The sequence below is a fragment of the Streptococcus sp. CP1998 genome, assembly GCF_041026655.1.
In the GTDB taxonomy this organism is placed as follows: Bacteria; Bacillota; Bacilli; order Lactobacillales; family Streptococcaceae; genus Streptococcus; species Streptococcus dentalis.
Genome location: NZ_CP163380.1, coordinates 722,901 through 746,922, shown reverse-complemented (window position 1 = coordinate 746,922; position 24,022 = coordinate 722,901). Strand labels below are relative to the sequence as shown.

The 24,022-nt window shown below is 39.5% G+C and carries 25 protein-coding genes and 2 pseudogenes; 4 read left to right on the top strand and 23 right to left on the bottom strand.

The window, feature by feature from the left end:
• Nucleotides 1-26 precede the first annotated feature (26 nt).
• From tet(M) to AB4X21_RS03900, 9 genes and pseudogenes are all read right to left on the bottom strand, one after another.
• Nucleotides 27-1,946 carry a tetracycline resistance ribosomal protection protein Tet(M) gene (tet(M), locus tag AB4X21_RS03940; protein WP_369088218.1) on the bottom strand — a complete coding sequence of 640 codons (1,920 nt, stop codon included), beginning with the start codon at nucleotides 1,944-1,946 and terminating at the stop codon, nucleotides 27-29.
• A 15-nt stretch (nucleotides 1,947-1,961) separates the two neighbouring features.
• Nucleotides 1,962-2,009, bottom strand: a pseudogene (locus tag AB4X21_RS03935) (hypothetical protein); the annotation flags it as partial.
• 313 nt (nucleotides 2,010-2,322) lie between these two features.
• Nucleotides 2,323-3,255 carry a conjugal transfer protein gene (locus tag AB4X21_RS03930; RefSeq protein ID WP_001224318.1) on the bottom strand — a complete coding sequence of 311 codons (933 nt, stop codon included), beginning with the start codon at nucleotides 3,253-3,255 and terminating at the stop codon, nucleotides 2,323-2,325.
• Nucleotides 3,252-4,253: a lysozyme family protein gene (locus tag AB4X21_RS03925; protein ID WP_000769868.1), complete on the bottom strand. Its 1,002-nt coding sequence runs from the start codon at nucleotides 4,251-4,253 to the stop codon at nucleotides 3,252-3,254. The genes AB4X21_RS03930 and AB4X21_RS03925 overlap by 4 nt, the downstream gene beginning before the upstream one ends.
• Nucleotides 4,250-6,427, bottom strand: coding sequence for a CD3337/EF1877 family mobilome membrane protein (locus AB4X21_RS03920; RefSeq protein WP_000804748.1), 2,178 nt, complete (start codon nucleotides 6,425-6,427; stop codon nucleotides 4,250-4,252). Before AB4X21_RS03920 ends, AB4X21_RS03925 begins: the two co-directional genes overlap by 4 nt.
• A 2-nt stretch (nucleotides 6,428-6,429) precedes the next feature.
• Nucleotides 6,430-8,877: an ATP-binding protein gene (locus tag AB4X21_RS03915; protein WP_272071924.1), complete on the bottom strand. Its 2,448-nt coding sequence runs from the start codon at nucleotides 8,875-8,877 to the stop codon at nucleotides 6,430-6,432.
• The gene (locus tag AB4X21_RS03910; protein WP_000723888.1) at nucleotides 8,861-9,253 is read right to left on the bottom strand and encodes a conjugal transfer protein; all 393 of its coding nucleotides are present in this window, start codon (nucleotides 9,251-9,253) and stop codon (nucleotides 8,861-8,863) included. Before AB4X21_RS03910 ends, AB4X21_RS03915 begins: the two co-directional genes overlap by 17 nt.
• Before the next feature lie 88 nt (nucleotides 9,254-9,341).
• Entirely contained in the window at nucleotides 9,342-9,839 is a 498-nt protein-coding gene (locus AB4X21_RS03905; RefSeq protein WP_000342539.1) for an antirestriction protein ArdA, read from the bottom strand.
• Between the two features lie 116 nt (nucleotides 9,840-9,955).
• Entirely contained in the window at nucleotides 9,956-10,177 is a 222-nt protein-coding gene (locus AB4X21_RS03900) for a hypothetical protein (RefSeq protein ID WP_001009056.1), read from the bottom strand.
• 179 nt (nucleotides 10,178-10,356) lie between these two features.
• Between AB4X21_RS03900 and AB4X21_RS03895 the strand changes: the two genes are divergently transcribed.
• The gene (locus AB4X21_RS03895) at nucleotides 10,357-11,604 is read left to right on the top strand and encodes an ISL3 family transposase (RefSeq protein WP_000019067.1); all 1,248 of its coding nucleotides are present in this window, start codon (nucleotides 10,357-10,359) and stop codon (nucleotides 11,602-11,604) included.
• Between the two features lie 256 nt (nucleotides 11,605-11,860).
• Here the strand turns inward: AB4X21_RS03895 and erm(B) are convergent, their stop codons facing one another.
• The 8 genes from erm(B) to AB4X21_RS03855 all read right to left on the bottom strand — a co-directional run bounded on the left by erm(B) (nucleotide 11,861) and on the right by AB4X21_RS03855 (nucleotide 16,540).
• Complete coding sequence (gene erm(B) / locus AB4X21_RS03890) at nucleotides 11,861-12,598, bottom strand: 23S rRNA (adenine(2058)-N(6))-methyltransferase Erm(B) (protein WP_001038795.1); 738 nt, start codon at nucleotides 12,596-12,598, stop codon at nucleotides 11,861-11,863.
• Between the two features lie 124 nt (nucleotides 12,599-12,722).
• Nucleotides 12,723-12,806, bottom strand: coding sequence for a 23S rRNA methyltransferase attenuation leader peptide (locus tag AB4X21_RS03885; RefSeq protein ID WP_001814874.1), 84 nt, complete (start codon nucleotides 12,804-12,806; stop codon nucleotides 12,723-12,725).
• Between the two features lie 48 nt (nucleotides 12,807-12,854).
• Nucleotides 12,855-13,022, bottom strand: a complete 168-nt coding sequence (locus AB4X21_RS03880; protein WP_000502600.1) for an MLS leader peptide — start codon at nucleotides 13,020-13,022, stop codon at nucleotides 12,855-12,857.
• The gene (gene mobT, locus AB4X21_RS03875) at nucleotides 13,012-14,232 is read right to left on the bottom strand and encodes a MobT family relaxase (protein WP_369088217.1); all 1,221 of its coding nucleotides are present in this window, start codon (nucleotides 14,230-14,232) and stop codon (nucleotides 13,012-13,014) included. Before mobT ends, AB4X21_RS03880 begins: the two co-directional genes overlap by 11 nt.
• Nucleotides 14,233-14,254: 22 nt before the next feature.
• Nucleotides 14,255-14,407: a hypothetical protein gene (locus tag AB4X21_RS03870; protein ID WP_000879507.1), complete on the bottom strand. Its 153-nt coding sequence runs from the start codon at nucleotides 14,405-14,407 to the stop codon at nucleotides 14,255-14,257.
• Nucleotides 14,408-14,409: 2 nt separating this feature from the next.
• On the bottom strand, nucleotides 14,410-15,795 hold the full coding sequence (locus AB4X21_RS03865; protein ID WP_000813488.1) for an FtsK/SpoIIIE domain-containing protein: 1,386 nt from the start codon (nucleotides 15,793-15,795) through the stop codon (nucleotides 14,410-14,412).
• 28 nt (nucleotides 15,796-15,823) lie between these two features.
• On the bottom strand, nucleotides 15,824-16,210 hold the full coding sequence (locus AB4X21_RS03860) for a YdcP family protein (protein WP_000985015.1): 387 nt from the start codon (nucleotides 16,208-16,210) through the stop codon (nucleotides 15,824-15,826).
• 15 nt (nucleotides 16,211-16,225) lie between these two features.
• Nucleotides 16,226-16,540, bottom strand: a complete 315-nt coding sequence (locus AB4X21_RS03855) for a YdcP family protein (protein WP_000420682.1) — start codon at nucleotides 16,538-16,540, stop codon at nucleotides 16,226-16,228.
• A gap of 378 nt (nucleotides 16,541-16,918) precedes the next feature.
• On the opposite strand from AB4X21_RS03855, the gene AB4X21_RS03850 reads away from it, so the two are divergent.
• The gene (locus AB4X21_RS03850) at nucleotides 16,919-17,746 is read left to right on the top strand and encodes an exodeoxyribonuclease III (protein WP_049522944.1); all 828 of its coding nucleotides are present in this window, start codon (nucleotides 16,919-16,921) and stop codon (nucleotides 17,744-17,746) included.
• An 11-nt stretch (nucleotides 17,747-17,757) separates the two neighbouring features.
• Nucleotides 17,758-18,144 carry a VOC family protein gene (locus tag AB4X21_RS03845; RefSeq protein WP_004219638.1) on the top strand — a complete coding sequence of 129 codons (387 nt, stop codon included), beginning with the start codon at nucleotides 17,758-17,760 and terminating at the stop codon, nucleotides 18,142-18,144.
• Between the two features lie 234 nt (nucleotides 18,145-18,378).
• Here AB4X21_RS03845 and AB4X21_RS03840 read toward each other — a convergent pair whose 3' ends face one another.
• The gene (locus tag AB4X21_RS03840; protein ID WP_023917595.1) at nucleotides 18,379-19,017 is read right to left on the bottom strand and encodes a hypothetical protein; all 639 of its coding nucleotides are present in this window, start codon (nucleotides 19,015-19,017) and stop codon (nucleotides 18,379-18,381) included.
• A gap of 107 nt (nucleotides 19,018-19,124) precedes the next feature.
• On the opposite strand from AB4X21_RS03840, the pseudogene AB4X21_RS03835 reads away from it, so the two are divergent.
• Nucleotides 19,125-19,217: pseudogene (locus AB4X21_RS03835) on the top strand (VOC family protein); the annotation flags it as partial.
• Nucleotides 19,218-19,408: 191 nt separating this feature from the next.
• On the opposite strand, the gene AB4X21_RS03830 reads toward AB4X21_RS03835, so the two are convergent.
• The 5 genes from AB4X21_RS03830 to AB4X21_RS03810 all read right to left on the bottom strand — a co-directional run bounded on the left by AB4X21_RS03830 (nucleotide 19,409) and on the right by AB4X21_RS03810 (nucleotide 24,013).
• On the bottom strand, nucleotides 19,409-21,376 hold the full coding sequence (locus AB4X21_RS03830) for a peptide ABC transporter substrate-binding protein (RefSeq protein WP_369088216.1): 1,968 nt from the start codon (nucleotides 21,374-21,376) through the stop codon (nucleotides 19,409-19,411).
• Between the two features lie 265 nt (nucleotides 21,377-21,641).
• Entirely contained in the window at nucleotides 21,642-22,265 is a 624-nt protein-coding gene (gene nth / locus AB4X21_RS03825) for an endonuclease III (RefSeq protein ID WP_003006251.1), read from the bottom strand.
• 138 nt (nucleotides 22,266-22,403) lie between these two features.
• Nucleotides 22,404-23,096, bottom strand: a complete 693-nt coding sequence (locus AB4X21_RS03820; RefSeq protein ID WP_369088215.1) for a 5'-methylthioadenosine/adenosylhomocysteine nucleosidase — start codon at nucleotides 23,094-23,096, stop codon at nucleotides 22,404-22,406.
• A gap of 24 nt (nucleotides 23,097-23,120) precedes the next feature.
• Complete coding sequence (gene macP / locus AB4X21_RS03815; RefSeq protein WP_070594427.1) at nucleotides 23,121-23,456, bottom strand: cell wall synthase accessory phosphoprotein MacP; 336 nt, start codon at nucleotides 23,454-23,456, stop codon at nucleotides 23,121-23,123.
• An 11-nt stretch (nucleotides 23,457-23,467) separates the two neighbouring features.
• A complete protein-coding gene (locus tag AB4X21_RS03810) occupies nucleotides 23,468-24,013 on the bottom strand; it encodes an NUDIX hydrolase (RefSeq protein WP_003002456.1) in 546 nt (181 codons plus the stop codon).
• Nucleotides 24,014-24,022: the final 9 nt, after the last annotated feature.

Below are 24,022 nucleotides of genomic sequence, written 5' to 3'. Positions count from 1 at the left end.
ATATTTATATAACAACATAAAATACACTAAGTTATTTTATTGAACATATATCGTACTTTATCTATCCGACTATTTGGACGACGGGGCTGGCAAACAGGTTCACCGGTAGTAACATGGTACCCTTTTAACTCTGTTAAACAAACACTACGTCCATTTGTAAAGAAAGTTAAATCACTACGATATTCTTGAATACACCGAGCAGGGATTTCTCCACTAAGAATGACCTCATTATTTTTCAATTGAGTGTCTACGATGTTCGCACAATATTTAGGAGCATCGTTGTATGCTCGTGAAAGATATTCCTTTGGCGCATAAATTTTAAAACTAAGATATGGCTCTAACAATTCTGTTCCAGCTTTTTTTAAGACTTGTTCCAATACAATAGGAGCAAGCATCCGAAAATCTGCTGGGGTACTAACAGGGCTATAGTATAAGCCATACTTAAAACAGATTTTACAGTCCGTCACATTCCAACCATACAATCCTTGTTCACAGCCATAGCGTATCCCCTCCATAACTGCATTTTGAAACGATTGATTTAAGTATCCAAGAGAAACCGAGCTCTCATACTGTACTCCGCTCCCTAATGGAAGCTGTGCTACAGATAGACCAATGGAAGCCCAGAAAGGATTTGGCGGCACTTCGATGTGAATGGTATATTCTGCATTTTTTAACGGTCTCTCCATATAAATGACTGTAGGCTCTTTTAGTTCTATCTCCACATGATACTTTTCTTGCAGCAGAGCACAAGTCACTTCCATTTGTACTTTCCCTAAGAAAGAAAGTATGATTTCATGTGTCGCAGAATCCACATAATATCGCAGAAGCGGGTCACTGTCGGAGATTTCTAAAAGTGCATCAAGTAACATTTCCCTTTGTTGAGGTTTGCTCGGTTCAACAGTCGTTTGCAGCAGAGGGAGGGGATTTTCAATTCTCTCTCTCTGTGGCAATAGCTTTGTATCTCCAAGAACACTATTTAACTTCAAAAACTCATTCTGCAAAATAACAATTTCCCCGGAATAAGCCTTATCAATTTTACATAATTCACCATTTATTGAAGTATACATTTCTGTAATTTTTATTTTTTCCTTTTCCGATATTCTAACCGAATCTCGCAAATGCAGTACGCCACTATAAAGACGTATATATGCAAGACGCTGTCTTTTTTCCGAATACTCAATTTTGAAAACTTTTCCGCAAAGTTCAGACGGACCTCGATGTGTTGATGAATAAAATTTATTAGTAATAACTTCTATAAGGTTATCAATCCCTATATTACTTTTTGCACTTCCATGATAAAGAGGGAACAGAGAACAATTCTGAAATCTTATGCTTTCCTCTTGTTCGAGTTCCAATGCTTCTAATGATTTACCGGACATATATTTCTCTAAAAGGTCATCGTTTCCCTCTATTACCGTATCCCATTGTTCAGATTCGGTAAAGTTCGTCACACACATATTAGGATACAGTTCTACCTTCTGTTTGATTACAATTTCGGCAGAAAGTTTCTCTTTAATATCCTGATAAACCGTTGATAAATCAATTCCATTTTGGTCAATCTTATTGATAAAAAAGATTGTGGGAATACCTATTTTCCTAAGTGCATGAAACAATATACGAGTTTGTGCTTGTACGCCATCTTTTGCAGAAATCAGTAGAATTGCCCCATCTAAAACTGATAATGAACGATATACTTCTGCTAAGAAATCCATATGTCCTGGCGTGTCTATGATGTTCACCTTCGTATTTTCCCACTGAAAAGAGGTTATTCCTGTCTGAATTGTAATTCCTCTCTGACGTTCTAAAAGCGTATTATCCGTCCTCGTTGTACCTTTGTCCACGCTTCCTAATTCTGTAATCGCTCCACTGTTATATAATAAGCTTTCTGTTAAGGTAGTTTTTCCTGCATCAACATGAGCTAAAACTCCAATATTAATAATTTTCATGTGATTTTCCTCCATTCAAAAACCCAAAAGGGCATAAAAATCCCAGTGATAAATACTTTTATCACTGGGATTTTTATGCATAACCATAGGCATACAAAGCATACAGATATTCTCCGGATACTTTAGAATCACATGATAAAGGTATTCTTAAACTGGGTACAAAAAACTAAGCCCTCCTAAAAAAGGACATCCAATTATTTGTTCCCACTATCAAATTGACAGTTTATTTAAGAATACCTTGCCGCATATTTATTAACTCCTTTTAAATAGATACTTAAATTATAGCACGTAAGAGCATATTTGTAAAGGAATCTCCAATTTTTTATCAAAGAGAGTACGTGATTACAAAATAGCTGTAATAATGTACCAATATTTGTTATTCTATAATCTTCCAATTACTCCCGTTCTTTTCAAGTACCAAATCAAATTGAGATACCTGCGTTGCTTTGGTCTGCTGGTCGATATACTCCACTGTCAGCGATACCGTGACTTGATTATCCTTACGATTGTGAATAGGATTTACCAGTTCTTGAAAGATGTACTCTTTTCCGATTGGTTTTAATATCCCGTCATTCACATAGTAGGAAAGTTCACTGGCTGTCGCTGTAGGATAGAGCTTGAAGAACGTCGTTAAAAACTCATTGATTTCATTGGTTGTAATGGAATCAACCGTCCCCTCACTTTCAATGGCTTTTGGTTTATAACTTGATTTCTTAGGTATGTTGGTAATGGTCGGATTCTTAACCAGTACCATATTTCCAGAACCATCTACATAGACACTCACTATATAAGCAGAGTGGACGGTCTTTGTATTTTCTCCCTCTGTAATGAGCTGGTCTACACTGTAGGTTACATTAAACTCATTGTCGCCAGTTGGCTCTACCGTCCATATCTGAAATCCTCTTACAGAAGACGATACAGGAATATCTTTGCGTACTGTATCAACATTGAGAGCTTGAAGTTCATCTGTCAGATAGCCTTTTAGACTTTCCATTCGATTATCAATGGACTTATCGGATTGCTCCCATGAATAGTAGACTTTCGCAAAGTTCTCTACAAAATTTTCTACATGATGAGTATCAACGTATTCCTTTTCTATGATAGTTGTTTCGTGAATAGTATGAGTATCTATAGCTGTAAAGTGCTTGAATATCGCAAAGCTGAAACTAAGCCCTAAAAGTACCCACAAGGCAATCACAACCTTTTTATGAGGATTGACCTTATAGACACGAGGTTTCTTTTCCTTTGGTATCTGTTTTTCTTTATTCTGATTTTTTCTAAATTTCATCATTAAATCTTCCTTTCTCATTGTTTGATTCGTCCTGCTCCCACTAAATGCTGTTGCCAGTAGGGGCTTGTTAAGTCGGCATAACCGATTGGGTCGCCTGCATGAAACATACGGTTATTGCCAAGGTATATCCCAACATGAGTAATATAAGAGCCAGCGTTATAGGTAGAATGAAAGAAAACCAAATCGCCAGCTTGTGCTTCCGATAGTGGGATATGCTGGGTCACATCATATTGCTGTTGTGCGGTTCGTGGTAAGTTAATTCCAGCTTTTCCATACGTCCATTGTGTCAGTCCGCTACAATCAAAAGAAGTAGTCGGGGAAGCTCCACCGTAAACGTATCGCCAGCCCTCATATTTCAGTGCTTCGTCCATGATGGCTTGTACCGTATCATCATCAAACTCTGTTGTGACAAGATACTGCGTTACCAGTTGCACATAAAACATATTGCCATAGTTGTATCGCCAGCCCCCATTGATAGGTATGGCTATGGGATTGGGGTAAGACACTTTTTCGCCACCTGAATACTCTTTTGAGAAACTTTGAGCCAGTTCAAAGGTATATTTATTTCCACGATTAGCCACATACCCTAAGAAACCACCACCATAATTGTAGGACTGGATAACCGATTCTAAATCTACACTGAGCCTTTCGCTACTGGCTAATAATTCACTGAAATACTTCACACCTTGCTTAATGGATTCTTCTGTACTCAATGAATTAGGTGGAAGACCGAGGGATTCCGAGGACTGCATAACATCTTCCGCAGTACCGCCCGATTCCACCTGTATAATCGCAAGAAGTATGTTGACATATTCTTCAACGCCATATTCTTTGGCATATTTTTCTACCATAGGCTTATGAGCCAGCACTTCTGCGGAAACATTCACACCTCCATAATGAATATTGGAAATTCCGCTGTCCTGTTCATCTGAAAATAAAATGGCAACAAACAGAAGCAGTGAGAAGACCATCAAGAATAATCCAGAACCACCAATCACTAAAGTTTTCAACTTCATGGTTTCTTACCGACTTTCTTAATGGTGGCGGTTTTGATTGGTGGTCTACTTCTTGTATTTTGTAGTGGTACTCTTTGAACAGTAGACGGACGTTCTTTTGTGATTGGACGTTGTGAAGTTCTATCTGCTGTAGTGGTTGAAGTTGCTGGCTTTTGAACGGTTTTTTCTTGAACGGTATTGCCTTGGCGTTCCACTTTTGGACTTGAAAAATCGGACTTAACTGCTGGACGCTCTTGTTTGGCTTGTTGAGATTCCTTATATGAAGTCTGAATATTAGACTGTTTTGAGGTCTGTTCATCATGATATTGTTCTTGTCTTGTAGTCGGTCTTTCATGAACAGAAGAAGCAGGCTGTTTTTTCTGTTTGACCTGTTCCATTTCAGAGCGACGCTTCGCAATGGTTTTTCGCCTTTGTTCCTGCTGTTCCTTGCGTCCACTGGCTCTGTCCGCTTTGGTTTGAGAAATACTACTGGTTAAATCACGGACATTCTCTTTTACTTTGGATTTTCCTTGATATACTGCATATCTTGCATTGGTCGGCAAATCTTTAACCTGTTCTTTCAAACCACTAGCAGTGTCTACCATTCTGTCTTTGGTATCAGCTACTGTACCGATGGTTTGACCGATACGTTTTCCAAGTGTTGATTTTTCCTTTCCGTCTGGTCGGGAGTGATCTGCTTGTGTCCTTGCAGAACTCCCCGAACCCGACTGTCCTTTTTTACCTGTAACAATGGCAGACCCAGCCCCTAGAGTAGTCATGGAACGTCCAAGTTTCCGCTGTAGACGGTGCATGTGAGCGTGCATAAGCATACGAGGTTTTCTCATCACACGACTTCCCACACTTTGAGAATCGTTACTCTGTAGAGAAAACATACTCATTAAATCGCCCAGCTTGAAGTAGATTCCTGCAAAGGTCACAATCTGTAGAAAAGCAATCAAAAAGAACGGATAACCAGCCGATAAGGTATAGAGCATGGTTGAAATACTAAATGCTGTCGTAATAATCAATGTGATTCCAGCTCGTGTCAAAATGGTATTAAAGAGCTTTGTTATGGCTCGTTTTGACATACCATCAAATGATGGAATCATGCTTAAAATAAAGCTCACAGGCAGAAACATAGCATAGATGATAAAAAGTACCTGCGAGAAAATCATGATTCCTGTTAATAGGAATACAAATATGGAAATCCCAATATTGAAGACAAATAGGAAGAAGACTGTACCTAAACGGTTAATGGTCTTTGTAATGGTTAGATTGGTATTGCTTCTGTCTTCAATTTCTTCCGCAACAATTTTTTCTCTGTCTTCGCCATTGTTGGAATCTGGGCTGGTGGAGAGCAGGCTTTCCACACGGTCAATACCGATACTTTCAATGTCTGAACTGTTGTATTGAAGCAGTAGCCACGGTTGCTGAACCTGTATGGAAAACAGGCTATCTCTGATTAAGTCCACGCTGTCCTTGCCTTGACTATCGGAATGGGGCATGACAATCTTCGTGCCAAGTGATAAACTGGCATTACTGATGTCTGATGAAAAGTCATTGATTTTTTTAATGTAGTCGGGAGCGTAGGCAATAAAGGAAGCCGATAGGATAAACACCAGCACAAAATTCATAATGGCATGAATTGCCTTTGTGGTTTCTCTCTTTATCAGTCCCGTATAGGCAACATAAACCCCAAGAACCAAAATCAAGAGTAAGAGGAATCCAACATAGAAACCCTCTGTTGAAAATCCGTTTGCACTCACACCAGCTAAGGTCTGCATATTCTTACCAATGGAATCTGCTGTAGCGGAAATGAAGTCTAAGGAATAGGCTTCCTGTACTAAGTAACCTGTCGCATTGGAAACATACAAACTGATTGTCCAAATAAAATTGGTAATGGCATATAGTCCATACATGACCTGTTTTCCAATCCCGTCCGACCAGTTCCACGGAAGCCAGCCCCAGCTATTATCCACATAAAAATCCAGTTGATAGTTTTCAAGTGGGTATCGGCTGTATTCATTTGCCACATTGACCGTATCATCTACCAAGCCCGCAGCTTGAACCACCGTTCCCAGCATGGCTAAAAGAAAAATGGCAATCACAAGTGTGAAAGCCACTGTCATTGCCACTTTACCTAGACGTTTCAGCGTCCAGTTTGATTTTATTCTGTTTACTATTGATGGTTTCACATTTACACCTCTTTTCGCACAGGTGGTCTGGTATCAAAGGCATGGAGCAGTTCTTCAAATACAGGGTGGAACTGTATCACACCGACACGACCATATAAATCACTGATAAGGCATTGCCCGTTTTCCAAATCACGCAATCGCTTCTGATTGTTTTCGTCCTCTGGGTCTACACCAAAAAAGGCTAAGGTCTTTTTAATCTCGTTAAGGTCAGTGGAACGAAATGCAAATTTTAAGCCGAGGTTATTTTTCAGTTTTTCATCTAAGAGGTCGTCTGTATTTTGGGTCACGAAATATACCCCAGCGTTCATAGCACGACCAGCCCGAACCAGCTTCATAGATAGTGTTTTTCCTTGTGCTACCTGTAAAAAGCTCCATGCTTCGTCTAAATCTACAATCTTGAAAATGCTTCGGTCTGTATGGATAAAGTCTAAAGCAAAGGTACTAATGACAATCAGCATAGCAACGGATAAAAGCTCCATAGTGGTATATTCCTCAAAGGAAGTTTCCTTGTCGGGAAGTACCAAGTCCGCAACCTGTATAATGTTCAGTTGTTTTTCTAAGCTGATAGACTGCTCCACATAACCATTACTGAATAATAAATGTGCAAAGTCATAGTCTGTAAAACTTTCGATATGGTCGGCTATACTGGTACTTAGTGGCGTATTCTCAACCCGTAATTCCTCAATCACTTTCATCAACCCTCGTACTTCACTATTGGTTACTGCACGAATGGCTTTTCTAAGGATTGGGAAGCGTTTCCCATCACGAGAGGAAATCCCCGTAAGGAATGTCAGAATATCAATAGCCAGTGATTCAGAATCTTTGGGATTTTTCATAATCACATAAGGGTCAAGTAAGCCTTTGTTTTTCTCATCAGAAGTCAGAGTGACGATATTGATTTCATGGGAAATCTCTGGCAAGGTTTCTTTCCATCTGCCACGTTCTGCTTTTGGGTCTACAATCACTGCTTGTGCCCCATAAAGCACCGCATAATAGACGATAAGGTTATTCGCAAAGGATTTACCACCACCCAGCGAACCAACAAAAGCCGACGCTAACGCATTGGTTACTGAACCCTTAACCCCTTGACTGGCAAGAGCAGGTTTCAGATAGACATTGCGTCCAGTATCTAAGCTGTAGCCAACATAAATCCCCTCATTTTCCCCCAGCATTTGAGTAGCACCAAAACCTAAACCAGCGAGGAAATCAGAGGTCACGTATTGAATATAATCATTCATATAACGCTTGCTGGCAGGTAAAAATTCTTCATGTAAGCCGAGCATATCCCCAAATGGTCGTACCAGTTTTACGCTTAAATCGTCATAAAAATCTTTCACTTCATTACAACGACGTTTGAGTTCGTCAAGATCATTTGCTGATACCCTTACCACATAAGACAGCTTGTACATAGATTCCTTGCTTTGGTCTAAATTGGTTTCCAGCTCATTCACACTTTCCAGAGCTTCCGCCACATTGGAGCTGGTTTCATTATCACTTTGCCAAGCGTGGTTATCCAAGTCTTTCAGTTCTTTCTTTTTATTGCGGACAGTAGATAGGGCTTTACGATTCGCTACAATTTCCACATTCATTGACGTATCAATCGGGAATGTAAATTGCTGTTGCTGGTAGTAGAAGATTTCAGAGGACGGGAAGTCCAGTTCTCCGACAATGCTGTTAATGGTAAAGTAAGCTACATAGACGGTTTCATCTTCCTGCTGGATTTTCAAATATCGCTGTTTTTCTTCCACCAAACAGCGAGTAGGCTTAATCAAGTCATAGTATTTAATCAGCGTTTCATTATCCAGCTTTTTCTTTGATAGATGGTACTCATACTCTTCATAGGCAGTGCCTGTCTGTCCGTAAAGGTGTTCAATCAGATAGCCGAAGTCGTCCTTATCTAACCTGCGGATTTTGAAACGACGAGAGATTTTATTTTCTAAGAGCTTTTCCATCTTCTGAAAACGCAGGATTTCATCATTACTCATACTAACAAAATCGCCCATCAGCTTATGGTTCACATCATAGACAAAATCAGACAAAGCATTTTTTGCTTCAACGGTAAGACTTTTCATAGAAAACTCCTGATCGTTGAGAAGCAACTTAAAGCCGATAAAGAAACGGTAGTTCACTTGATTTTCGCCAATCATGGATATTAAAGCGTCTGTCTGTTGGTCGATTTTGTCATAGGCAACCGCTTTGAGCTTGCCAGTGACTTCATTTTTGGAACGCTCTTGTGCAGAACGTATGCTGGATTCTGTACTGATTTGTAAAGCATGAATTTTGCCATCACGATTTTGTGCGATAAGCTGTCTGAAAGAATCATGCACTTGTATTTTCTGTTCTGGACTTAGAAATGAGTAATTGTAAGGAACAAGCTCATAGTAAGCATAACATTCCCCGTCTTTATTCCAGACGAGATTGTTTTCAATGTATTTAATTGGATATGCCATAAAATTCACTCCTAACTGCTGTAATGGCTTCTTGTGGCTGGTTTCTGCCAAGCGTTACTTTTTTTCCTGCATAGGTCAGCTTTGGTCGCAGTGCATAAGCAATGACAGACTTCAAAAATCCATAAGGCTTTTTACCATCAAAAGTTTTTGTAGACATAAACCATGTGAAAGCCACAGGAATCCCAAAGTATTTGAGAAATGCTCCCTCTATCATGGAAAGAGGGGGCAAGTTGCCAAGTATCATCACTGCAAAGAGTGACACGACAAACCATGTCATTTGCGTAAAGGTTATGGGAAACGGAAGTCTAAAATCATTGATAGAATACAGTACCTTTTCCACAGACCAGATACTGGTATAGCTTCGTATTTTCTTCATGTAATCAATCCTTTCATAAAAAATAGGGGTAGCTGATTGAGCCACCCCGTAAAATAGAAAATCTGCCAGTAGTAATGTACCGACAGATTTAATAGACGATTTCAAAAATCCCATGATTGGTTGAGATAAACGTTCCTGAAAGGTCTAAATCCCGACCATAGGCTTGATAATCAATATAGTTTTGAAGACTAGCTGGTACTTCGCCTAAAGCACCCGTTTCTTCAATGTAGTAGCGTGCCACGTCATACATATCATCACAATCGGAATGAATGATAATATCCTCTTGATGTTCGCTTAGTTCTTCAATGCTTGAAAAATGAGTGAGCAGAGCAGATAGCTCCGATTGTAATTCTTCGGGTAATTCCGATACCATTTCCCATAGTCGATTGAGTTCGCCAATGGAAGTGTATTCGTCAACCGTAAAGGGTAACTCGTAGTCATGAATGGCGTATTCCTCATATTCATCATTCAAGCCGATTTTCTCTTTGACTTCCTCAAAGTCAATGGGAAAGGTAAACCACGCACCGACCAATTCGCCCTCATTGTATTTGCCTAAATTCGCAATATAGACTTGCATATCGTCCATATATTCACGTCCTTTCTTTGTAGAGATTCAAAAATCCCTACCGCACTTCGTTTGGTGTACCATTCCTTTGCGGAACATAAGAAAACCACTTATATTCCACAAAAGAACGGTTTTATTTAAGCACCAATAATGCGATTGAATAGCTCTAGTAAAATGTCTTTTACTCCAGCAGCGTTGAAGACTAAGCCAACCGCAATAATCGCAATAATTAAAAAGCCAATCAGTTTGCTAAACTCACGCTTGAAGCCAAGATACAAGCCAATCACAACGATTGCTAAAAGCACCAGTGATTGAGCGTTTGATAGAAACCAGTTATAAAGGTTTTGTCCAAAATTCATAAAAATGTTCTCCTCTCTATATTCAATGAATTTGTATTTGAGTTATTTTTTTGGGGTATACACTTTCTGGTATGGATAGAGATTCCATGCCAGATTTTTTTATACAAAAAAGAGGACATTTGCTGTCCCCTCGTTATACAATCAATTCACCACAAAAATCATGAAAGAAGGTTAAACAAATGTCCCATAATGATTCTATCCTAAATATTCTTGGAATTAAAGATAAAAATATTAAAATTATTTCTGTTGAAGAAGCTGAACACAACAACGATTCTGTTAAAGAGTATATAACGCTAATAACAGCTACTCTTTCTTATCCGATTAATCGTTGTCGTAACTGTGGCTTTCCCACAGTTAATAAGGATGGCTTTCGCAAAACTCATGTACGACTGGCAAGTTTAAATGGGAGAAGATATGAACTAGAGCTTCGTAAACAACGCTATAAATGTAAATCATGCCATACTACTTTTGGTGCTATTACTAATTTAACCAAAGAAAATCAAACCTTATCCAGTGATCTCAAAAATCAAATCATGCTTTTAGCTCGTAAAGGCTTATCTGGTCAGCTTATTGCTGAAATGTGTCACTGCTCTCCTAGCAGTGTTCGTCGAACAATCTTAGAGCGCATGGAACCACACTATCGTGTGGCTAAGTTGCCTAAGCATCTATGTTTTGACGAGTTTCGTTCAATTAAGTCTGTGATGTCCTTTATCTGTTGTGACGCTGAAACCCACCAAATTGTCACAAAGTTACAGGATCGTCTATCACCTACCATTGTTGATTATTTTGAAAGTCGTTATTCAAAAGCCGAACGCGAATGCGTTCAATCAGTTGTAATTGATTTAAATGCTCAATATCAAAGTTTTATCTATCGCCTTTTCCCTAATGCCAATATCATTATTGATCGCTTCCACCTTGTACAATTAGCTGGTCGCGCTTTGGACAATTGTCGTATCTCTATCCTAAAGCAACTTGATAAACAGAGCCAAGAATATAAAATTATGAAGTCACATTGGAAGCTATTCCATAAAAAAGCTGAAGATCTTCACCCTGAAGAAGTAGTTTTTCTTCGCGGCGTTAAACAATATATGACTCGCCAAAATGCTGTTGATCTCATTACTAGTAAATTTTCCAAGTTCGCTGAAGTATACCAAACTTACCAAGATATCACGAAAGCCCTAAACGAGCGCAATAGTGAATTACTAGAGTCAACCATCTTAGACTACCAAAAAACCAATACAGAAATGGATACTGCTATTCAAACCCTTCGTCAAAACAGAAAATATGTCTTAAATAGCGCTAAATTTGAATACTCTAATGGTCCTTTAGAAGGCATCAATCGCAAAATCAAAACCCTAAAACGAACTTGTTATGGTTTTGCCAATCAAAAATTTTTCTTTTTAAGAATCGATTGTATTTTTTCGTAAAAAAATACCCCCTACATTTTCGTAGGAAGTATTTTTAGTCAACCATACCAGTTGACAGATATCCCACTTAGGACATTTTCCTACAAGGGGTCCCGAGCGCTTAGTGGGAATTTGTACCCCTTATCGATACAAATTCCCCGTAGGCGCTAGGGACCTCTTTAGCTTCTTGGAAGCTGTCAGTAGTATATCTAATAATTTATCTCCATTCCCTTTAGTAACGTGTAACTTTCCAAATTTAAAAAAGCGACTCATAGAATTATTTCCTCCCGTTAAATAATAGATAACTATTAAAAATAGACAATACTTGCTCATAAGTAATGGTACTTAAATTGTTTACTTTGGCGTGTTTCATTGCTTGATGAAACTGATTTTTAGTAAACAGTTGACGATATTCTCGATTGACCCATTTTGAAACAAAGTACGTATATAGCTTCCAATATTTATCTGGAACATCTGTGGTATGGCGGGTAAGTTTTATTAAGACACTGTTTACTTTTGGTTTAGGATGAAAGCATTCCGCTGGCAGCTTAAGCAATTGCTGAATCGAGACTTGAGTGTGCAAGAGCAACCCTAGTGTTCGGTGAATATCCAAGGTACGCTTGTAGAATCCTTCTTCAACAATCAGATAGATGTCAGACGCACGGCTTTCAAAAACCACTTTTTTAATAATTTGTGTGCTTAAATGGTAAGGAATATTCCCAACAATTTTATACCTCTGTTTGTTAGGGAATTGAAACTGTAGAATATCTTGGTGAATTAAAGTGACACGAGTATTCAGTTTTAATTTTTCTGACGATAAGTTGAATAGATGACTGTCTAATTCAATAGACGTTACCTGTTTACTTATTTTAGCCAGTTTCGTCGTTAAATGCCCTTTACCTGTTCCAATTTCGTAAACGGTATCGGTTTCTTTTAAATTCAATTGTTTTATTATTTGGTTGAGTACTTTTTCACTCGTTAAAAAGTTTTGAGAATATTTTATATTTTTGTTCATGTAATCTCTCCTGAAGTGATTACATCTATAAACAAATACAGAAGTTAAACGATTTGTTTGTAATTTTAGTTATCTGTTTAAAAAGTCATAAGATTAGTCACTGGTAGGAATTAATCTAACGTATTTATTTATCTGCGTAATCACTGTTTTTAGTCTGTTTCAAAACAGTAGATGTTTTATCTACATTACGCATTTGGAATACCAACATGACGAATCCCTCCTTCTTAATTACAAATTTTTAGCATCTAATTTAACTTCAATTCCTATTATACAAAATTTTAAGATAATGCACTATCAACACACTCTTAAGTTTGCTTCTAAGTCTTATTTCCATAACTTCTTTTACGTTTCCGCCATTCTTTGCTGTTTCGATTTTTATGATATGGTGCAAGTCAGCACGAACACGAACCGTCTTATCTCCCATTATATCCTTTTTTTGTTGTTATCACGTCCTGTTCTTTTACTGACTGTTGCTTCAAAATCTGCTTGTGTCGGTCTGTCAGTTTCGCATGGTCGAGAATGTCTTTTACAACCTGCGTCTGGTTGATTTCATCAAGTTTAATCGCAACCTTTAAGGTCGGGGCAACTTGATGAGATAGCCAGTTCAGCGTCCTTTGGAAGGAGTAAGGCTCTGGTTTTGTGGTTAGTTTTAATCGTTCACGATTGTTCCCAATAAACCAAGCCCATTCTTCATTCAGTTTCCAATCAGAACGAGGTTTGGAATCGTCTTTATCTACAAAACGGATATACCGATTGATAATTTTAAAGGCGGTATGCTCTGGATTGTCATAGACGAGTAAATCACGGACTGCATAATAGGCACGCTCATTTTTCAATCGAATCTCAAAACGGTTTTTTACTTCTGCGTCTTCAATGGGAATATCATTTTTCTTGTACTGTTCATAGTCCTTTTCATAGATACAGAAATAAACTTCACTCTGTAATGAACCGATATAGAGGGTATTTCCCATACATTCCTTTTCATCTTTGCGTACCAGTTCGCCACTGCGATAGCTTTTGAAACTGCGGAAGACGGATATACATTCTTCCTGTCTGCATTTTTCAGTGAGTACAGGGATATTCAAAATCCCTGTCTTATCGTTAATGGCAAGGTCAAGGCGTTTCATCACACCGCCAGCCACCAAAGCGTCCATAAAGAACTCATACCAGCTTCTTTGTTGAGCCAGAAGATAGCTTTCAAATTGCCGACACCCACGACCTTTCAATTCCACCAGAACTCCTTTGTCCAGTTCGTGGGAGCAGAGAACGAATATATCGCCTAAAGCATAATGCTCTGAATAAGAATAGAAACCATAGTCCTCATGAAGAAAATAGGACAGTTTCAGTTGTAAGATGTTTTCGACCACCTGCTGTACGTCTGTTGTCGGAAAGCGAATCCTTACATAATCAAACAGCATTTCAAGGGGAGCGTCGGGATTGAAGCGTTCCAGAGCTTCCCAAAGGGACTGCTGTAAATCCTCTGATGGCTTGACTTTTCCTGTTTCAATATCGCTTAGATACTGCCTTGTAATACCAGTCGCAACAGCTAAACGGTTTTGAGATAGTCCATAAGCCAAGCGTTTTTCTTTTAAATGCTGTAACCAAGTTTGTTCATTCAGTAAAAATCCCTCCAATCAAAAAGGCGTATGTCAACTTTTAAAGCCCATTTGACATACGCTGAAATTTTGTAAATCCCTTGTAACCAAAGGATTTTCTAATGTTTTTTTGACTGTTTCCTGTCGATTTGTACCCCCCTGTTAGATACGGGGGGTTAAGTGCTGGCGTGGCTATTGCCACACCAGCCAGCAAGATCAGTCCACACCTGCGACTTCCGCTTCGCACGTCGCCTGCGTGGACTGTCTGCTGTTGGATAACTTTTTAATTTCCTCCAAGAAATCATATCCTTTTGGTACAAGGGGAGTATAAAACTCTGATATGACACTTGTTCCTACATCAACATAGCCACGACCTTTGATTCGCTTTAAGAAGAAATCCTTTTGTACGTCACTGCCAAACATCATGCCATAGCCCATTTCAGACATACGACCTAAAGCCACTCTGAAATTAAACTGATCACGGATTCCGTCGCCTAAATATTTTGCGTCTGGACGTTGACAAGCCAGTATTAGAAAGAAGCCAGCTTGACGACCTAACATGACAATCTGTTTCAGCTTATTCATAACTGCGGTGTTTTCTTTTGTTCCCAGCATTTCCATGAAAGCGACGTATTCATCAAAGATTAAGAAGTGTGCCGGGAGACCTAAGTAAGCATAATTTTTGCCAGTCTTATAGTTCTTCATCTGCTTCATTTCCTCACTACGTTTCATCATTTCTTCATAGAATGTTTCAATGCAAGAAAGCAAGTCTTCTTTTCTATAGTAGACATTTGCCATCACAGAACCTAAGTCCGCAAGGTCAGCATTTTTCGGGTCAAGAATATACAGTTTTGAATCTGTATGAAGCAAGGCTTCAATCAGTGTCAGTATAAAGTAAGTTTTACCGCCACCTGTACCACCAGCAATCAACATATGAGGGAGCTTATCATATTCCCACCATACGTTTTTCATTAAGCGAAGTTTACCATCTTTAGCTTCTACTTCATCAATAGAAATACGACTGGCTATGGTGTCATAGAGCAAGGTATATTCCACGTAGGAATCCTTTAACTCTTTATCCGTCAGCTCACAGTACAAGCCACTCTCTAATTTCTTTTCCAAGTGTAAGAGTTGGTCTTGATATTTTCCCAGCGTGATTTCCACCCGTATCTGTATCAAGCCATTTTTAAGTCGATAATACATTTTAGGGAAGTAGGTTATCTTTTCCTTTGTACGACCAGCACTATCTTTAAAGAAACCCTCTGTTTTGACCTGTTCAGATTCATACCACTTGTTTTCAAGTATCATCTTTGCCAGTTTTTGACGGTGGTAAAGTTGTTTAACCGTATCATAGCGAACCCGTTTGAATACAAACGCTACCAGCAAGCAGATAAGAATTGCGACACTGAAACTGATAATTAAATAGGGAATGTCAATCTTATCTGCTTGTGATAGGTTAAAATCCTGCCAGTTGATCTGCTGGATTGTCTTCACATGAAACAGTCCGACAACCAGCAGGAAAACAGGCAGGAGTGACGCTATCGTAAAATGAAAGACTAAATCTTTACCAGATGGGCGAATCCTTTTACCACGCTGTTTCATGCGAAAAAGTCTCCTTTCTACCTAGCGACTATTTGTCTTGTGTCGGTTCTTTCTTTGCTTGTGGTTGAGCTTTGAATGAACTAGAATCCTTTGTCAGCACAATATCGTCTGCCTTGATATACCAGTCAACATCTGCTCCTTGATAGGTGGCAGTAGCAACGGTGTCCGCAATGGGATTGATAAGTTCCACCCGTGCGTTATAATCAAACTCTTTCAAAGGCACGCTGGCAGGAATACTTACTTGAATCATGCGTCCTTGTCCTTTGGATTTTAAGTCATAGGTACGTTCCTTGATTTCATCTGAAACCGACCCGTCTTCATTTTGGATTCTCACTTCACGACGTAGAGCAGAGAATTTCAATTCTCCAAAAGTCGTGTCTTTATCTAATACAATGCCATTTGCTAATCTCATCATTTTTCCTCTCTTTCTTTATTCTTTTATCATGTCGTCAGCATGTAAAAGGTAATTTGTAAAACCACGAGTGCCGATTTTGTAGCCCTCTGCGGTAATACGTGGATTGACTAACTTCACACGTTCCTCAAAGCCGAAATGTTTTTCGCCAGCTTCAGCAGGAAGCACCACCACAATATCATCTGCTCTTTGAACATCAGAATAGAGATTATAGCTTCTTGATAAGACAGTTAGCCGTCCGTTGATTCTTCGCTGAACGACTTTATCCTCGCCAGCAAATTCTAAATTGCCGAATGTTTTTTCCATGTTGGGAATCACAAATTTAAGTTCCATATTTTTACCTATCCTTTCTTTTTTATTGGCTGAATGAATGTTTGATGGTCTTAAAGAGTGGGGAACGACCTTTTGATTCTTGATTTTTTGTTTTCATAAGTTCACTTCCTTTCAAAATCGGGTAAAAAAATAGACACCTCATTTTTTGAAGTGTCTACCTATTAAATATTCAAATTTTATTGGAAGTATCTTTATATCTTCACTTTTCAAGGATAAATCGTCGTATCAAAGCTCATTCATAAGTAGTAAATTAGTAGTAAATTGAGTGGTTTTGACCTTGATAAAGTGTGATAAGTCCAGTTTTTATGCGGATAACTAGATTTTTATGCTATTTTTGTTATAATAAAATTATCTATCATGTCAAGAAAAGGAAATACAATGAAACTCATTTCATGGAATATCGACTCGCTTAATGCTGCATTAACTAGTGATTCAGCACGCGCCAAACTCTCTCAAGAAGTCCTCCAAACCTTGGTTTCTGAGGATGCGGATATCATTGCCATTCAAGAAACCAAGTTATCCGCCAAAGGTCCTACTAAAAAACACCTCGAAATCCTTGAGGAGCTCTTCCCTGGCTACGAAAACACCTGGCGCTCTTCTCAAGAACCGGCTCGTAAAGGCTACGCTGGAACCATGTTCCTCTATAAAAAAGAGCTCACACCAGTTGTGACTTTCCCAGAAATCGGAGCTCCTTCGACCATGGACTTGGAAGGTCGGATCATTACTTTGGAATTTGATGAATTTTTCGTGACTCAGGTCTACACACCTAACGCTGGTGATGGACTCAAACGTTTGGAAGAACGTCAAATTTGGGACGTTAAGTATGCTGAATATTTGGCTGAATTAGACAAAGAAAAAACCGTCCTTGCAACTGGGGACTACAACGTTGCCCACAAGGAAATTGACCTTGCCAACCCAGCCAGCAACCGCCGTTCACCAGGATTCACAGACGAAGAACGTGAAGGATTTACAAATCTTTTGGCCAAAGGATTTACAGATACCTTTCGTCACCTACATGGTGATGTTCCTGAGCGCTATACTTGGTGGGCACAACGAAGTAAAACCTCAAAAATCAACAATACGGGCTGGAGAATCGACTATTGGTTAACCTCAAACCGCATTGCTGACAAGGTCACTAAATCAGATATGATTGACTCAGGCGCTCGTCAAGATCATACACCAATTGTATTAGAAATTGATTTGTAAGGATGGTCTTTATGAATTTCAATGCAGTGATTCCTGAGTTTATTGTATCGAATTTAGAGCAGTCCCGTTCCTTCTACTGTGATTTACTGGGTTTTACCATCGAATACGGGCGACCAGAAGAGAACTTCCTCTTTCTTTCTCTTGAAGAGTGCCAGCTAATGATAGAGGAGGGGAGTAAGGAGGAACTAGCTGAACTGACCTACCCCTTTGGTCGTGGAGTTAATATCTCCTTCGGCATAAAAGATGTCCCTAGACTCTATCAAAAAGTAATCGAGTCTAACTATCCTATTCATCGTCCTTTGACCAAAAGAAAATTTCGTGTTGGTGAACAATATATCTATCCCCATGAATTTGCAGTTCTAGATCCAGATGGCTATTTTTTAAGATTTAGTGAATAAGAAAATAGATCACTAGAGTAGAAAAAGAAACAAAAAAAGAAAGAGGCTGGGACAAAAGTCCTAGCCTCTCAATTATTTTTGGATTGTCGAGCAAGACGCAGTGGTTGAGTGGGCTCTACTACGCTGATTTCATCAGCTTTTACAGCCCTACTCAACTGTGCGGAGGTGGGACAACGAAATCGAATTCTAACGAATTACCAATTTCTGTCCCACTCTCTTTTAGTCTTTTGGGGATTATTTCCCAGGAATATTTGGATCTAAGCCCCAAGATTGCTCGAGAACAGGTCTTAAGGCTTTAATCATATCTTCTGAACCTACGATTGTGATATTGTATACTTTATCGCCTTTTTGGAATACCCATTCGTACAAAATGTTCCCATTTTTAAATGTTACTTTTATTAAGAAAGCGTCCTCACTGGCAAAAATAGCTTTTACACCTTCTAAACTAGTTTGATTTTTGGCTTTTCCCCAGAAGCTATATAAACGGTCCGCAAGTAACTGTGCGTCAAAGGTTTCGTTGGGGCCAAGTTCAACAGTATCTTTAGTGTTTGATTCCATTAACAACATATTGTGTTTGTCTGGCGATGAATATTTGAGCGTTTTGCTACTTTGAGTTTTGCTACTTTGAGCTTTGAAATTATATACGACCCAATCTTTAGGGATATTGATATAACCAAAATTTTCATTTCCGATACGTTGAGTATCTGCAAGGGATATTTCTTTTGCCCTAGAAGAAGACCCAGGAGTTGTTGTTTGAGCTTTTGTCGTTGATGCAGCCGTAGTTTCTGTTGCTTTCTTCTCTCCGTTTCCGCATGCTGCTAGTATAAATGCAGATAGAAGCGTTACAGAGCTTAATATTATTTTGTTTTTCATCAGGATTGTTCTCCTTAAAGTGGTTGACTCACATGTATTATATCATTTTTTATAGTTTATTTAAATTAAAACAGGAAACGCTTTCACTAAAAAGCATAGGGTATAACAAAAGAAAATTTCGTGTTGGTGAACAATATATCTATCCCCATGAATTTGCAGTTTTAGACCCTGATGGCTATTTTTTAAGATTTAGTGAATAGAATGATCATCACCCGTCTATGGACCATACCCAAAAATCTATTTTTGTGAGTACAGTTCAATAGCGGGTGATTTATTTATCTTTCATCTTAAAAAATGAGACAGACTGACTTTCGAGACATAAAAAAAACGGAGCCTTCACATGACGGCTCCGACTTTTTTATCTTCATTGATAGACCAATGATTGATTTTTTTATTTTTTCTTCTCAATGTGATCTTTGAGATCTTCTTGAGCTTTTTTATTGGATTCTGCTTTTTTCTTCAACCATTCTTCTTTGGCCTTGTTAAAGTCTTTTGTGGTGACAACATCTTTCGACATTTCAAGGTATTTGTAGAATGTTCCTGTTCCTTTAGTACCTACCCATGAAGCAGCACGGCTGTATGGCACGGTCCGTTGAAGCATTGGAGCACCACCATTTGAGACAGTTGGAAGCGTAATCGAGCTATCTGTCAACCAAGCTTGCGCTGCTGCATATTTTTCATAGCGTTTTCCTTGATCCAACAATTCAGCATCGGCGTCTTTCAACATGTTAGCGTATTGATCCAAACCAACTGTTGCAATGGCTGGATTGTTTGAACCTGCATCAATACCAAGATAGTAGAAGACAGAACCATTTACTGGGCTGATACTTTCAAGATAAGTCGATGGGTCTTGGTAGTCAGGAGCCCAACCACCGCCTGAGATATCGTAATCTCTCGCAGCCGCTGTATCGCTGAAGTAGGTGATATTTTGGAAATCATCATCCGATACCTTTTGAAGGTCCACAACGACATTGTCTGCACCAAGCGCTGACTCTACGGATTGTTTGAAGGAACTCGCTTGTTGGACCATGCTGTTGTCCACTTGGCTGACAATATAGTCCAAATGAATTGGGAATTGAACTCCTTGTTTTTGCAATTCAGCTTTGGCTTTTGCAAATGAAGCTTTGGCTTTTTCTGGATTGTAAAGGCTCGTTTGACCATCGGCCAGGCTCACACCCTTCCATTGATCCCCATAGGTAACCAATTGTTTTTCAACGACTTTACCAAAATCTTCTCCATTGACTTGGACATAAGTTGGTGGCACCAAAGTGCTACGAAGGGTATTTTCAGCCGCATCAGATCCAGATACTTGTGCCGCATATGATTTGCGGTCAAAGCCAAAGTTCACCGCTTGACGGAAGTCCTTGTTCAGAATTGCTTTCTTGGTAGAAGCTTTTTGTTCATCCGTTGTTTTGGCTGTGTGGTCATACTTTTGACGGTCCAAGTTGAATCCAAGATAGTAGGATGTTCCCAATTGCAAACCATAGACAATGTTGTCACCAAAGTTTTTCTTGACACTCTTATAAGTCGAACTGTTTGGCATAACAGATGCAAAGGAATATTGACCTTTTTCAAAGTTCTTAATGATAGAATCTGGGTTTGATCCATCGTTAAAGGTCAATTTGACATTGTCGATATGAACATTTTTCGCATCGTAATAGTCTTTGTTCTTGACCAATTCAATCTCAGATTTTGAAGTCAATGATTTCAAGTAATATGGACCATTGTATAAGATGCTGCTAGGTTTCAAAGAACCAAAATCTTTTCCTTGAGATTTCAAGAAATCTGCATTGACTGGGAAAAGAACACCTGAGGTTGTTTTTGAGTTCCAGAAGCTTTCTGGACGGACCAAAGTATATTGGATGGTGTGGTCATCTAAGGCTTTGACTCCAACTGTGTTAAAGTCTTTGGTTTCCCCTTTTACGTAGGCATCCAAACCTTTGATCGAATTTTGAATCAAGAAGAGACCTTCTGATTTAGACTCAACTGCGTGTTTGATCCCTGTAACAAAGTCTTGAGCCGTTACAGCACCATATTCTTCTCCTTCACTCGTATACCATTTGGCATCCTTACGAAGTTTGTAAGTATAGGTCAATCCATCTTCAGAGACAGTCCAATCTTCTGCTAGACTTGGCACAAAGTTTCCGTATCGGTCGTTTTCAAGAAGACCATCTACAAGGTTACTTGTGACATCTGAAGTAGTCGTACGAGTTGCAGCAATATAGTCCAAGGTATTTGGATCTGCTGAATAGACAAATGAGTAGGTTGCTTGATTGCTGCTGCTACCACCACATGCTGTTAAGAGAAAGGCACCTGCAACAGAAACTCCTGCAAGAGCTAACAGTTTTTTTGCTTTCATCACTATCTCCTTATGTTAGATTTTCTACCATTATACACTATTTCTTAAAAAAAACCAAATTTATTTTAAAAAAGTTCGTTTTTTCTGAATGAATATAATAAGATATAAAGAAAAAGCATCTTGAAATCGATCTCAAAGAAGCCGGATAGGGGAGTCTAGGCACCTACCACCACAGATTTGCAAAACCGAATCTTTCAATCCTTTTAATAAATATACGTTTAGCCTAAAAAAGAACCTCTGCTCTTTCGAGCAGAGGAACTGATTCCTAATCAAAATGATAGAGTTGTGGGTACTGGTCACATTCAGGATTTTTAGGATGGCAGATGGCCCGTCCAAAGTAAATCATGGCTTGGTGAGCCGCCAGCCATTCGCTCTTTGGCAGAACATCCATGACCCGCTTTTCAACTTCCAATGGCGTCGCTGATTTCTTGACAATATCATGGTGCTTGCAGATCCGCTCCACATGGGTATCGACAGCAAAGGCTGGAATCCCAAAACCTACACTCATGACCACATTGGCTGTCTTGCGTCCTACTCCTGCTAAACTTTCTAACTCTTCGCGAGTCTGAGGTACTTGCCCATCAAAGTTATCCAGCAATTGTTGGGCACATTTTTTGAGAAATTTGGCCTTATTTCGATAGAGGCCTAATTTAGAAATATGCTTGGCGATATCGGCCTCACTGGCTGCTGCCATGGCTTGCGGGGTTGGAAAAGCCGCAAACAAACCTGGTGTCGCTTTGTTAACAGCCGCGTCTGTCGTCTGAGCTGAGAGCATAACTGCCACTAGTAATTCAAAATGATTACGAAAATCCAGACTTGGCTTGGCATCTGGAAAAAGGGCGATAATTTCTTCAATCACATGACGTGCCCGTTTTTTTGATAAAACCATATTCTCTCCTTTACATTACTAGTCTTTATTATAGCATGAAAGTTCCCTATTTCTGGAAGAATCGGCTTCAAAAAAAGAAGAGGGACAAAATGAATTGTAAAAAAACTCATCCAATCCCACTTCTATCTATTGTTTATTTTACACCAATCTCTTCAAGAAGGTAATCAGGGTTTGAGCAGAGCGTTCGCCAGCCTCCACGATAAATTCATCAAAAGAGATATTGGCTGCGTGATCTGCCGTATCACTCATCGCTCGGATGACCATGAAGGGACGTCCAGCCGCATGAGCGGCTTGGGCAATAGTCGCCCCTTCCATCTCAACTGCTAATACTTCTGGGAAATGCTCCCGAATTGTTGCGACTTTTTCTTCACTCGCGATAAAGCTATCTCCTGTTGTAATCAAGCCCACATGTGTGGTTGCAGCTTCTTCTTCCAGAACTTTTTTCATCTCTGAAACAAAATAGCGACTGGATTCAAAGTAAAGTGGTTGACCTGCCATTTGACCATACTTGTAGCCAAAGGCTGTCACATCCACATCATGATAAGCCAATTTGTCTGCAAGGACGATATCCCCAACAGCCATTCCCGGTGCAACCGCACCTGCAGAACCTGTATTGATAATGGCTTCCACTTTGAAATCATTGGCCAAGACTGCCACACTCATAGCAGACATGACTTTTCCGATACCACTTTCCACCAAAACGACCTCATGGCGACCAATCGATCCTGTATAGTAGACTTTTCCAAGACGCAGATGCTTTTCCCCATTTTCAAGGGCTTCAACCAAGATCTTCAACTCCTGGGGCATGGCTGCGATAATTCCAATTTTCATGTCATTTCTCTCCTTGTAACGACCTTATAGACGCCAAATAGCAATAATTAAAACAATGAGGAGCACAATGATCCAGAACAAAATCTTATTGAGTTTGGATTGGACCACACTTTGTTTGCGTTCTTCAATGCGACGACTCTTGGTCACTGTGGGCTCCACTTGGATCTGCACAGTATCCTGAGAATAACGCTCTTGTGGACGCTCCATACGACTCTCTCTCATAGGACGTTCATAGCCAAATCCTCTGTGGTCTGTCCGAATAATTTTCGTCTCTTCAGCATCGACCATATTAGGACCGGTGATGTCCTCACCTCGCCTTGCTCGTTCAATCATTTCATCGGTTAATAAAGGTTTTCCCATCGGATCCTCCTCTATTTATTGATTAAGTCCCAATATTGGATAGCCATAATGGTCTTGGCATCACAGATTTCACCAGAAAGGATCAAATCTTTCGCTTCCTTCAAGGTCACTTCTAATAACTCTAAGGTCTCATCCGCATCTTGTGGACGTGGATTTTCCACCTTTTTCAAGTTGGTCGCACCATAAAGTTTGATTCGCTCATTACAAAATCCAATAGCTGAATAAAAATCATACAACAACTCTAGATCCGCTGTGTAGCCAATTTCTTCTTCCAATTCACGCAGAGCAGCTGCTTTAGGATCTGCATTTTCTCCCTTTTCTAACTTCCCTGCTGGAATCTCCACCGAGGTCCTTTCAATCGCCTTGCGGTACTGCTTGACCAAGATCGTTTTCCCATCTTCTGTGATCGGCAAAACCGCTACTGCTCCGTTATGGAAGATTAAATCACGCTGCGCTTGGCCTTTTCCAGCGGGTAGTTCTACTTGATCAGTGACCACTTGGAAAATCGGTCCCTGATAAATCTCCTTGCGCTCAATGGTTTTTTCTTCAAATTGCATGAGAATCTC